At 67.3% G+C, this 11,377-nt stretch carries 9 protein-coding genes and 1 pseudogene; 3 read left to right on the top strand and 7 right to left on the bottom strand.

Annotated elements, in window-relative coordinates; genetic code table 11:
• Positions 1-212: 212 nt before the first annotated feature.
• From ACFYPH_RS27410 to ACFYPH_RS27400, 3 genes are all read right to left on the bottom strand, one after another.
• Complete coding sequence (locus ACFYPH_RS27410) at positions 213-1,301, bottom strand: DUF4209 domain-containing protein (RefSeq protein ID WP_354859538.1); 1,089 nt, start codon at positions 1,299-1,301, stop codon at positions 213-215.
• Positions 1,289-2,206 (bottom strand): hypothetical protein, encoded by a 918-nt coding sequence (locus tag ACFYPH_RS27405; RefSeq protein ID WP_387185777.1) that lies wholly within the window; start codon positions 2,204-2,206, stop codon positions 1,289-1,291. The genes ACFYPH_RS27410 and ACFYPH_RS27405 overlap by 13 nt, the downstream gene beginning before the upstream one ends.
• 412 nt (positions 2,207-2,618) lie before the next feature.
• Positions 2,619-3,263, bottom strand: coding sequence for a hypothetical protein (locus tag ACFYPH_RS27400; protein WP_354859534.1), 645 nt, complete (start codon positions 3,261-3,263; stop codon positions 2,619-2,621).
• Between the two features lie 836 nt (positions 3,264-4,099).
• Here ACFYPH_RS27400 and ACFYPH_RS27395 point away from each other — a divergent pair.
• The gene (locus tag ACFYPH_RS27395; RefSeq protein WP_354859531.1) at positions 4,100-5,275 is read left to right on the top strand and encodes a hypothetical protein; all 1,176 of its coding nucleotides are present in this window, start codon (positions 4,100-4,102) and stop codon (positions 5,273-5,275) included.
• 467 nt (positions 5,276-5,742) lie between these two features.
• Here the strand turns inward: ACFYPH_RS27395 and ACFYPH_RS27390 are convergent, their stop codons facing one another.
• Positions 5,743-5,949, bottom strand: a complete 207-nt coding sequence (locus ACFYPH_RS27390; protein WP_387185795.1) for a hypothetical protein — start codon at positions 5,947-5,949, stop codon at positions 5,743-5,745.
• 133 nt (positions 5,950-6,082) lie between these two features.
• On the opposite strand from ACFYPH_RS27390, the gene ACFYPH_RS27385 reads away from it, so the two are divergent.
• Complete coding sequence (locus tag ACFYPH_RS27385) at positions 6,083-6,346, top strand: hypothetical protein (protein WP_387185793.1); 264 nt, start codon at positions 6,083-6,085, stop codon at positions 6,344-6,346.
• 171 nt (positions 6,347-6,517) lie between these two features.
• On the opposite strand, the pseudogene ACFYPH_RS27380 reads toward ACFYPH_RS27385, so the two are convergent.
• From ACFYPH_RS27380 to ACFYPH_RS27370, 3 genes and pseudogenes are all read right to left on the bottom strand, one after another.
• Positions 6,518-6,936: pseudogene (locus ACFYPH_RS27380) on the bottom strand (IS110 family transposase); the annotation flags it as partial.
• A 464-nt stretch (positions 6,937-7,400) separates the two neighbouring features.
• On the bottom strand, positions 7,401-8,552 hold the full coding sequence (locus tag ACFYPH_RS27375) for a hypothetical protein (RefSeq protein ID WP_387185773.1): 1,152 nt from the start codon (positions 8,550-8,552) through the stop codon (positions 7,401-7,403).
• A 6-nt stretch (positions 8,553-8,558) separates the two neighbouring features.
• Positions 8,559-8,870 (bottom strand): hypothetical protein, encoded by a 312-nt coding sequence (locus ACFYPH_RS27370; protein WP_355068604.1) that lies wholly within the window; start codon positions 8,868-8,870, stop codon positions 8,559-8,561.
• Positions 8,871-8,931: 61 nt separating this feature from the next.
• Here ACFYPH_RS27370 and ACFYPH_RS27365 point away from each other — a divergent pair, with 61 nt between their 5' ends.
• A complete protein-coding gene (locus tag ACFYPH_RS27365) occupies positions 8,932-11,280 on the top strand; it encodes a DEAD/DEAH box helicase family protein (protein WP_387185769.1) in 2,349 nt (782 codons plus the stop codon).
• The last annotated feature ends 97 nt before the right edge of the window (positions 11,281-11,377 follow it).

Below are 11,377 nucleotides of genomic sequence, written 5' to 3'. Positions count from 1 at the left end.
GTCGCCACCTGGATCGACGCTGGTTGCGGTGGCTGCGGATACGATCGGCCAGGTGGTTCAGGGTCCGGCTGGACAATGAGATCGTGGACGGGTAAAACAGCACAGGCGAGGCTCCCGTGTTGGGGCATCGGGTTTTGGTCGATTTGCTGTCTTACCTGGAGCCTCGCCCTCATCGATCACCGGGCTACGCACACCGTCCCTGACCTGCAAGATCAGGTTGGAAAAGGCTCAGTGGTCTTGCGGCGCTGGATTCGGCGCGCCTGGGCCAGGCGGAGCCGCCATGCCAGGCGTTCGGTGAATCCGGCAAGACGGTTGAGCCGCCGCCCGGTCGGATCGGTGTCGGACGTCAACGAGGTGAGCAGCGCGATCAGTTCGTCGCGGTCGCGGCGCTGGCTGGCGTCCTGCCGAATGGTGGTCATCGGGCCGGCAATGATGGCCAGCACGGACACGGCCCGCAGGATCAGGGCTGCGTAGGCGGGCGTCATCGGTGCAGGCAGACCGTGGGAGACGTCGTTACGCAGGTTTGCGCCCCATGGTCCGGCGAGTAGCCAGTTGAAGAAGAACGCCCAGGACTCGTCGAGGGCAACGGTCTCGAGGTTCGCGAGCAGGGCGTAGAGGCCCGGAAGTCCGCCAGGGGTCTTGGCTGATTCGGCGCGGTAGATGCCTTCGTCGAGCTCGATGAGCAAGGCGCGGGCTGCGGTTTCGACCTTGGGGGTGGCGAGGTGGATTGCCGACTCGATGTCCCGATTCCAGAAATGGCGCAGGGCCTTGGCGAGGCTGCGGGCCAAGGCGGGGTCGCGGGCGCCACGAGTCAGTAGGTAGTCGACGATGTCGTCCTCGCTGGGGATGCCGTAGCGGTCGGCGAGGCGGTTCAGGCCGGTGGCGAGCAGGCGTCCGTGGTTTTCGGCCAAGACCCTGGCGTAGAAGCTCATCTCCTGCTTCTCGAGGTCCTGGTCGGTGTCGGCAACGGCGCGGGGCAGGCCGCCGGCGAAGCGGACCGGTCGCAGGATTCGGCTCAAGGGGCTGTGGTTGGCTAAGGCTTCGGCGCGCAGTTGGGTGACGTCACCGGTCGGGCAGTCGCTGTCCAGGAAGGCGTCCATCGCTTGCTGCCAGCGAGCGGGTCGGGTGAAGCCGTGCAGCAGTGGCTCGATGCGGTGTGCGGGCACCGTGCTGGACGCGGTGAAGGTATGCATGCCGAGCGACGCCGGGTCGATGTTCTGCATCTGAGTGGCGGCGTCGCGTTCGAGGTCGCGGAGGCCCCGCTCGTGAGCGATTCGGGCGGCGGCGCTCAGGCGGGCCATTCGCACGGCCGGGTGCGGGGCATCATCGGCGTCGCGAAAGTAGGCGGCGACCTCATCGCGGGCGATGGTCTGCAGCAGGGAGGGTGCGTGGGACCGCGAACGCCGGTAGCGGGCGATAGCCGTAGCGTCGCTGCCGCGCCGACAGGCGGCCGCGGCGCGGCGCGGACCAGCAGATCACCAACGTCGATCGGATCCGGTTTCGGCGGGCTCTTCTTGGCTCGTACGGGCCCGACCGACAATGCCGCCAGAGCGGGGAGCAGGATGCCGGGCCGAGCCCCTGGGTGCTGCGTGATCATGTCGTCGACGATCTGCCCGAGCCGGGCCCGGGCCTGGTGGTCGACGTCGGCATCGCTGATCTGACGGGCCAGGGTCCATGCCCGCAGTAGGAACTCCATGGCATCCATGTCGACCGTGCCGGTGTCGACCAGCTGCAGGTAGGCGCGAGCCGCGCAGGCAGCGTGCAGGCCGGCTCCCCGGTCGCGGCGGCACCAGAGCAGATCGTGGAACCGGGCATTGGCCGCAGGTTCGGTGACCGAATCGGCGACCGCCCGCCACAGTTGAATCACCGGCTCGGGAAGGTCCTTGACGGCGGGCAATAGACCATTGCCGTCGGCGTTGAGGCCGCAGCCGGGCTCCTCGCCCCCGAGGCCGAGGTGCAGGGAGTAGGTCAGCGCCCGGCACAGTTCACGCCGCAGCATCGTGACGTCGCCAAGTTCGTCGGGTGCTGGGGCGTTAGCAACCGCCGCTGCAGCCGCCCAACTGTCGGCGCCGCCACTCACGGCCAGGTCTATGGCCTCGACCGCGAACGACGTCTGGGAGGGCTCGAAAGCGTACGGCTGCGGCTCGTAGACCGGTTCAGCGTCAGCCTGCTCGGGTGGCAACGCAGCCTGCTGCTGGTCTTCCACGAAGATGTCTCCCCAGTTCCAGGAGCTGGTCAGCTACAAGATTCGCAGATGGCGATGGCTTCTGTCACCTTCGTTACTTGAGCAGATTGGGGATGACGATGGCCTGGCACCACAGGTTCAGGGCAGCAGCATGAGGAGTCCGGAACCGCGGGACGACCTAGATCTGAGATGGCGCCTTGAGACAGGACACTGTTGCTGGCCGCCGGATTGGTGACGCCTACGTTGACTGGGCGGGATGGAGGCCGGGAGAAGCGTGAGGGGTCGCCGTGCGCGATCAGGCCATGCGGTGAGATGAGCGATGCAACGCTGGTCGCGAGTGAGGCGCCGCCTCCTGCGGGCTCAGCAACGAGGACGTCTTGGTGATCATCCAGGCTGTAGTGCTGGAGACCCCAGCCAAGAGAAGTGCGAGCCGCTAAGAGCACTGAGGCACAGATGCTCCCGCACCCGGGTCGATGGTGACGTACATGCTCGGGATCCACTGCGGATCCGGCGTGCTCAATCGGTACCAGACTGAGGTCGCCGGCAACCGGTCCTCCCACGGCCTGTCCTTGATCTCGCGGCCGCTTGGGTTGAGACACAAAACAGACACGCTGCCGTTCTCCGGGTAATGGGCAACCTCCGTGCCCTTGCCACGCGTAGTCGGATCGCTGTAGGCCTTGACACCAACGAACCGGTTGGTGTCAACATCCATCGTCCTAGTGATCCGTGCTTCAAAGGTTCGGCCGGTGGATCTGACCAGGCTTCCGGTGGCGGAAACCTGGCTCGAGTCCTTATCCGGCGAATCGGACGGACGGTTCGCCAGGATGAGAGCAACAACCGCAGCAGTAGCACCGATGATTCCTGCGATGCTTGCCGCTACCTGCAGCGTGCTCATCCCCTTCTTCGCTGGAGGATTGGTGTCACCAGCCCGGTTTCCGGTTCCGGAGTTTACGTAGACGTTGTTGGCGTCCCGGATCTTGAAACTGTTCCCCTTCTTTTCCCGCTTCCTGCGCTTCTCCTTCTGGGTGTCGGAACCGCTCGACTCCTCAGGGTCCGGGTTAGATGGGGCTATCGTCACGGCTTCTCCTTCCCTGGGGACGACCACCATAGTGGAGCCAAATTGATCTCTTTCAGGAGGCCCGGCCCTTACAACACTCATGGACGAGTCAGGCGCCGACGGTGTCACAATGCATCGCATCCCTGTGATGAGGCCGGGGAAGAACCGCCGATGAGTCACTCACGCTGAGGCCCCTGGATCTTGCGGCGGGTCGAAGGGCCCTTTCCGAGGAGGCTCGCCCGTAATAGATTAGAATAGCTTTCGCATTACAGAGATCAATTTGCGGCGAGTCCCGACCCATGCCATCCTCGGGTCAAGTTTGCTCGTGAAACGCTTCACAAGCGGGGGTGCGCCTTGTACGCCCGCCCGGCCGTCCACCTTGGCCGCGCTGGTCGCGGTTAGCCCCGCTGGCCTGCTGTTCACTGTCGGATCTACCTCCCCTGAACACACCCGTACGGCCTGTACCGGCTTATGATCCTCATGAGAACGACACGTGACCAAAGGCCGGGTACCAACACCGGCCCCACCATGGTCCCCGGCATCCCACAGATGCCTTGCTTGACCGCCGTCCAGCCGTCTGCGAGGCGCCGGACACCACCGACACGCTCCGCGTCAGCATCTGGTCACTGGCGACGCAAAGAATGAACCAAACGGGAACTGGACTCGCCGTCGGAGACTCATCGCCATCGGCGACTCATCGCAGCGACGGCACCGCCCTCGCCGGGTCGGCTAGGCCCCAGTTGCCCCGGTACCTAACCCGACCATGTCGACCGAAGACTCCGCGCAGAGAGGTTCCGCCTATGAAGCCGCTCCGCTCCGCCCTCATCGCCAGTATCGGACTCGTCCTAGTCCTAGCGGTGAGCCTCGTGCTTCACCAGCGCACACTGGAGTCCGTCGAACCCGGCCTCCCCGTCGCGGCTGGCCAAGCCGCGGAAACTGCCCCCGCCAACCCGCGGTGGCGGCTCAACCCGGACGGGACGCAGGCGGACGAGGGAGTCAGCCGGGTACAGGCCCCCAACACCGGCGACCAGGTCCGGGTCCGCGAACGGCCGCAGGGCAACAACACCGGCCAGACGCAAGGCTTCGGCATCATCGACGAGCTCGATGCCGGCAGTCAGGTGGTCATGAAGTGCTGGACGGACACCAGCGCGCCGAGCGACGGTACCTCCCGCCGGTGGTTCTGGGTCGTTGAGGCGCCGTCGGGCAGCCCACACCCGGGGGTGACCGGGTACGTGTGGTCCGACCTGGTCTGGGACCAAATTAGGGTGCCGAAGTGCGACGCGTCGATGACTCGGCCAGTCGATCCACTGAAGCACAGCGTCGTCGCGCTGACGCAGGGGAAGGCGGCCCCGTCGGGCTACTTTTACGCGGTACGACTTTCGGCGTTTCCGCCGGGCTGGCACGCCAGAGTGCAGTGCATGGACGACAACGACCCCGACGTGTTCAAGAGCTTCGACCTGGTGGTGAATGCCGACGGCACTGCGGCGAGGGACGACGGGTGCTACAGCGGGGACAGCGGCGGGCACTGGGTGAACGTCTGGGGCGTCGAGTCCGAGCACGTGACGTGGCCAACCTCGGTGGCAAGCCCGGCGTTGCCGACCAGCGGTGCGGATGACGAACCGCCAGCCAGCGCCGACGGACCGCGCCCGGAGACGCCAGCCCGGCAGGAACCTTCCGGCCCAGCCACCCGGACTTTGTTGGTGCAGAACCTGGTAACCAACGGCGCGACGGCCATGCGCGAAGACAAGCCTGCGTACCTTTCCTCCCGCACGGAGCCCACCTGCCGGACAAGGGGTTGCGCCCTCGAGGGCACCAACATGAGCACCGGTGCCCGGATCGTGGCCACCTGTCAGCTCGACGGGAGCACGATCACCAATGGGCAGAACAACTCCCCGGACGATGACGCCAACCCGGGCCTGTTCAGCTCGAGTCTCTGGTACGGCGTCCGGTGGTCCGACGGGCGTCCCGGCTACCTTTCAGAAGTCTGGATCCAGCCGGACGGGCGAGGCGGCCTCGGATTGCCGCATTGCTGACTTCTATCAGGTCTTCTCGATGGGACGTGACCGGCCAGAGAGCTGGCTAGTCACGTCCCATCGGCCGTTTGAACCGGTGGAACCTGCAGGAGAGGCGCAAACCGCGCTTACTCTGCATGGTTGGCTCGCGCTGCCGGAGGTTGCCGAGCTTGAAGCATTCCGGCAGTGTGTCGAATCGCAAAAGCTGGCCACTCGCCCAAGATTCAGAGACCACCGCTGATCTTCAGCAGGCGAGCACAGCAGGTACCCGTTGCGACCTGCAAACCCAAGGCAAACTTGAAGAGCATGCAGGTAGACAGCCTGCAAACGCAGATAGAGCATCGTCTTAGGAAACCGATGCTCTATCCCCTGAGCTACGAGGGCGCGAGCGCATAGTCTAGCGACCCGGGGGTTCACCTGGGGTGGCAGGGAGTGGCCCACGTTCACCCACGTTCCCCGGACCGCCGTTCGCCCAGCCCAGGGAGTCTCTATGTGAGTTCGCACAGCGCCATCTCTGCCGATCTTGGCTGTTTGGGCTGGTAGAGGGTCTTGTCGCGGATGCAGGCCCCGAGGACGTTGAGGCGTTGTCTGGAAAGGGCGGCGGTGGCTTGGCGGTGAGTCTTTCCTTCGGCTCTTTTCTTGTCGTAGTAGGCGCGTGATCGTGGGCAGTGGGTCAGGGCGGTGAAGCTGGACATGCTGAACACCCGGCGCAGGCCGCGGTGGTAGCGGTGGGGCCGAACCTGATGACCCTGCCTGCGGCCGGAGTCTCGGGAGATCGGCGTGGGCGGCGAGTGCAGCGGGGCTGGAGTAGGTGGTGAGGGTGCCGGCGTGGGCGAGGAACTCGGCGGCGAGGGTGGTGCCGATGCCGGGCAGGCTGGTGAGGATCTCCCCCAGCTCGTGCTCGGCGACCACCGCGGCGATAGTTTCCTCGATGGCGGTGATGCGGTCGTTGACCGCTTCGAGGTCGGTGGCCATCTGACCCACGATCAGGGCCGCGGTGGCCTCTCCCGCGACGGAGACGGTTTGTGTCCGCGCGGCGGCGTGAACTTTGGCGGTGAGTGCCTTGGCGGCCCACACGCCGTGCTGGCGTAGGTAGGCCAGGATGCGGGCTTCGCCGGCGCGGCGCAGCCCGGCGGGAGTCTGCCACTGCGCGAGGAGCCGGAGCGCACCTCTGCTGCGCAGATTCAGCGCCTTCTCCAAGGCGGGGCTGATCATGGTCAGGAGGTCCTGGATGCGGGCGGTGATGCGGACCTGGTCGGCGACCAGGTCGAGGCGGCGGGAGACGAGCAGCTTGAGCTGCTGCTGCACGCCGTCTGCCACGGTGAGGGTCGGTAGGTCGGTGCGCATGCGCAGGGTCTGGGCGATGACGTAGGCGTCGTGGGCGTCGGTCTTGCGTTCGCCGTGGAACGCCTCGCCATCCGCGAAGCGACCGTGCCGCTGACGTAGCGCACGTCCGCGCCCCGGTCGAACAGGACCGCCAACAGCAGCGAGGCGGGTCCGCCGCGCAGGTCGACGGCCCAGCGGATCGGCTTGCAGCGTTTGCCGAGCCGCCCGGCGATGCCGGAGATGGCCTGCTGGTCGTTGGGGATCTTCTCGGACAGGACCACGGTGCCGTCGTCGTCAACGACGCACACGTGGTGGTGGGTCTTGCCGACGTCGGCGCCGGCCCACAGGCTGCCCATCGGGCATCACCCTTCTCGCTCGTGCTGGTCAAGGGGCATGGACCCGCCGCGGTTCAGTAGCCACAACTTCGGAAAGGGCGATCGGTCGCAAGTCTCCATCCAGTGCTGATACAGCGGTCGTCAGCGAGGGCCGGGGCGTCCTACTCCTAGCTGGCCATGACATCGGCAGCACACACCCAGACAGTCACCCGACCCTCCGGGTCCAATCGGCAAACGACATCATTCGATGTCTGGTTGCGGGTTCGGACGAACTCCTGGAGCCTGCTGCCGTTGGCATCGGCTGTTCGGGACGTCACGCCGGCACGCCGCGGCGGCCTCACGGCCTTCCCGTCTCCGGCGACGGTCACTCGGCGGCGCTCCGTACGTCGTCCGACGAGTCCGCACAGGGAGGAGAACGACGGCATGACGGTGGTATCGGGGCAGCGGCCGACAGCGGCGAGGCCATCGGTCGCCGGGCAGGCTGTTTAGGTGTCTAGGCCTGCGAGGTTGAGGCGTTCGAGCAGGCTGGGCTTGCGGGCGTGCACCGCCCGTAGCTCGGCCAGCCGGTTTCGGAACGATGCGCTGGCTCCGTCGCGGTCGCCGAGATCGCGCAGGTCAACGAGGAGTTGAACTGCGGTGTCGTACTCGCGGGGCTTCTTCGTGGCGATGAGTTCGTCGACCCGCTGCCAGGCGGCGGGTTGGTCGACCGCGAGGGCGTCGAGGTGCCGTTGCCGGGCGGCCGCTGCGGACCGTTCCCTGCGAGCCCAGTCGCGTTCGCGCTGCTCGGCGTCCCGTCGTTCCCGTTCGGCGCGCAGGTCCGCGGCGGTGGCGAGTAGCTCCCCGGCGGTGCGGGCGACTGCCGGGGTGGGCGTATCGGTGCGGTGTGCGTCGCGGTAGCGGCGCAGCAGTTGGCTGCGTAGGTGGCTGTCGCCGCCGGTGATCAGGTCGGTCAGGATGGCGTCCTTGTCCCGGGCGGGAAGCCCGACGACCCAGGTGCGGAGTTGCGCCGCGGTCGGTTCACCGGAGGCGACCGGCACCGACCCTGCCGCCGCGGCCGCGATCAGGTCGGGGTCGATGCGCAGAAACTCGGCGACGGCGGTGAGGGGCGCGTCGAGGGTGCCCATGCCGGCGGGGACGGGCGGTTCGGGCTCGTCGTCGGCGATCTCCTCGGACTGTACGCAGCGCAGCCAGGCCAGGTATAGCAGGCGCAGGTCGCCGGCGGCGAGGCCGGCCCGGACCGGGATGATGGAGGTGAGCAGACCGTGGCCGTCGAGGTCCCACTCGTCGGTGCCGTCCTCGTCCTCGTCATGGAGGTCGACGATGACGTGCTTGCCGGCGGCCCACACGGACGCGCTGTCACCCTGGCAATAATGGGCGACGGTTGCGGGGTCGAGCACGTGTTTCGGTAGCCGCAGCATGAGCTGGCGGGTGCCCCAATTGGCCAGGTACAGGTGCGCGTCGAAATACCGTTCCATCAGCCTGCGCGGGTCGCCCTTGAAGTTGCCCCACTCGTAGGTGTTCACGAAGCTGGTGGCGGTGATGTCGGCCCGGGTCGACATCGACCGCAGGTCGGCCCGCTCCCGGCCGGTGAGAGGCCGGTCGACGGCGGTAAATTCGTAGTACTGGTACTCGCTCATCGTGGCCTACCGTCCGGCCCATTGCCGGTAGGCGTCGATCCACGCTCTGCCGTCCGGCGCGGGGGTGGGTAGCGGCAGGTCGAGTAGGCCGATCCTCTGCCGGTGGCGACCTCGGGTGCAGACCGCGACGATGCTGTCCGCGATCAGGTCGACCTTTAGCACCGTGACCTCGACGCCGAGGACGGTGGTCGTGAACGGCACCACCAGGTGCTCCTCGATCATGGTGAACAGGCCGGTGAGCTGCTCGTCGTCGCCGTACGCGTCGACCGTGGCTTCCTCGATCATCGCCTCCAGTGCGGCGTGTCCCTTCGATGCCATCGGCGGAGGATATCGGACCGGTGTCGGGGTGTTCGGAGCCAGATACGCGAGGATGGTCGGCATGAGTTCGGTGGCCGAGTTCGTCGATCTTCGCCGGGAGGTCGAGCGGTTACGGGCGGAGAACACTCGACTGGCGCGTCTGCTGGAACTGCGCGGCCAGGACACGACCGCGGCACCGGAGCAGTTGTCCGCGCCGGTTGAGCCGCCAGGGCTGGTCACCATGGCTTCGCCGACTCGGGACAAGCTGGCGTTGTTCGCCGACCGGTTCCGGGCCCGGTCCGACGTGTACGCCGTGCGGTGGGAGAACGCCCGTACCGGCGCTGTCGGGTGGATGCCCGCGGTCGCTGGCGGTTGGCGTAAGGGTATGGACCGGCGCGGTGCCACCTACCTGCCACGGACGACGGAGGTCGTTGCGGCGCATCTGGTCGGCGACGTGTTCGTGGGCCTGTACCCGCTGATGCCCGGCAACACCTGCCACTTCGTCGTGGCCGACTTCGACGGGCCGACGGCGATGCTCGACGCCCTCGCGTACGTGAAGGCGGCACGGGCCAGCGCGGTGCCCGCCGCGTTGGAGATCTCCCAGTCGGGCCGCGGCGCCCACGTGTGGGTCTTCTTCACCGGCGCGGTTCCCGCGGCCACCGGGCGGGCCGTCGGCACCGTCCTGCTGCGTGAGGCGATGGTGCTGCGCGGGTCGATGGATCTGCGCTCGTACGACCGACTGTTCCCCAACCAGGACGTCCTGCCCGAGGGTGGCTTCGGCAACCTCATCGCCGCACCGCTGCAGGGGCGGCGCCGCAAGGACGGGCTGACCACGTTTCTCGACCTCGGCACGCTCGAGCCGTACGCGGACCAGTGGGCGTTCTTGTCGACGCTGGACCGGCTCAGCCCCGGCGACGCCGAACACGTCGCCCGGCAGGCCAAGCAAGCCGTCACCGGTGCCGACGTCGCCACGATGAGCCGGTCCGCCGCGACGCAGGTCCATCCTCCGCTGCCTCCGGTGGTCCACGCGGAGGCCGGTCCCGGGCTGAGCATCGACGCCGCACAGCTCACCCCCGCCGCTCTGGCGACGTTCAAGCACGCCGCCGCCATAGCCAACCCGAAGTTCTACGAGCTGCAGCGACTCCGCAAATCCACCTGGGACACCCCTCGCTTCATCCAGGGCTACGACCTCACCCTCGATGACCGCCTGGTTCTCCCGCGGGGCCTGCGGCACACCATCGCCACGATCGTCGAACGCGCCGAGTCGCGGCTGGCTGTCACGGACGTACGAAACTCCGGGGCCGAGATCGAAACCGCGTTCGCCGCCGAACTCACCGGCAAGCAGGCCGACGCGGTCGGCGCGCTTCTCGCCCACGACAACGGAATTCTGGTCGCCCCACCGGGCTCCGGCAAGACCGTCATGGCCTGCGCCGTGATCGCCGAACGCACCACGTCCGCCCTGGTCCTCGTCGACCGCAAAGCCCTCGCCGACCAGTGGCGCGTCCGCATTGAGCAGTTCCTCGGAATCAAGCCCGGTCAACTCGGTGGCGGCCGACGCAAACTCACCGGCACGGTGGACATCGCACTGCTGCCGTCTCTCGCGCGACGCGACGACGTCGCCTCCCTGACCCAGGGGTACGGGCACGTCATCGTCGACGAATGCCACCACCTCGGCGCGGCCGCGTACGAGCACTCGGTCAAACGGATCGCCGCGCAGTTCTGGCTCGGCCTCACCGCCACCCCCACTCGACGCGACGGCCTCGGCCAACTCGTCACCTGGCAACTCGGACCCGTCCGCCACACCCTGACCGACGAGGAACCGGGCACCCTCGCGGCAGCGATGCACGCCGACGCCGGACCCCGTCGAACGCTGTTCATTCACGAGACAACATTCCAGCCCGGCTACATCGACCTTGACGCGCCCGGCGCGCTCGCCGAGGTGCACCGAAGACTCGCCGTCGACGAGTCACGCAACGCTCGGATCGCCGACGACGTCGTCGCGGCCCTGACCCGTGGACGCAACTGTCTCGTCCTTACCCGGCGGGTCGCTCACGTCGAGGCACTCAGCGCCCTGCTCTCGACGCTCGGACACCAGGCGCTCGTGCTGCAAGGAACGATGAGCACCACCAACCGACGGACCATCGTCGAACGACTCGACCAGGCCAAGACCGGCGAAGGCCTCCTCGTCATCGGCACCACACCGTTCATCGGTGAAGGCTTCGACGCCCCCGCCCTCGACACCCTCTTCCTCGCCGGCCCGATCTCCTACGACGGGCTACTCGTCCAATGCGCCGGCCGCGTCATCCGCGCCGCACCCGGCAAGGACCTCGCCGAGGTCCACGACTACCACGACCCGGCCACCCCTATCCTCGCCGCCTCACTCCAACGCCGCATGCCCGGATACCGGGCCCTCGGCTTCACCAAAACATGAATGCCTCCGATCGCGGTCATCACTGCCTGGCGGAACGAGGAACAGGGAGCGGTAAGCGGCCGGCTGATCCACTTCGCTCGGTGCCAATGCGGCGGCT

This window comes from Micromonospora sp. NPDC005252 (assembly GCF_042872475.1).
Classification (GTDB): domain Bacteria; phylum Actinomycetota; class Actinomycetes; order Mycobacteriales; family Micromonosporaceae; genus Micromonospora.
Note: the sequence above shows the minus strand (reverse complement) of the source record. Positions and strands in the feature narration are given on the sequence as shown.

Bases quoted from the DNA above. Each gene is read 5' to 3' on its own strand.
- ACFYPH_RS27410 (WP_354859538.1), bottom strand. From the start codon at position 1,301: ATGGCCCGCCTGAGCGCCGCCGCCCGAATCGCTCACGAGCGGGGCCTC.
- ACFYPH_RS27390 (WP_387185795.1), bottom strand. From the start codon at position 5,949: ATGTCCAGCTTCACCGCCCTGACCCACTGCCCACGATCACGCGCCTAC.
- ACFYPH_RS27375 (WP_387185773.1), bottom strand. From the start codon at position 8,552: ATGAGCGAGTACCAGTACTACGAATTTACCGCCGTCGACCGGCCTCTC.
- ACFYPH_RS27370 (WP_355068604.1), bottom strand. From the start codon at position 8,870: ATGGCATCGAAGGGACACGCCGCACTGGAGGCGATGATCGAGGAAGCC.
- ACFYPH_RS27365 (WP_387185769.1), top strand. From the start codon at position 8,932: ATGAGTTCGGTGGCCGAGTTCGTCGATCTTCGCCGGGAGGTCGAGCGG.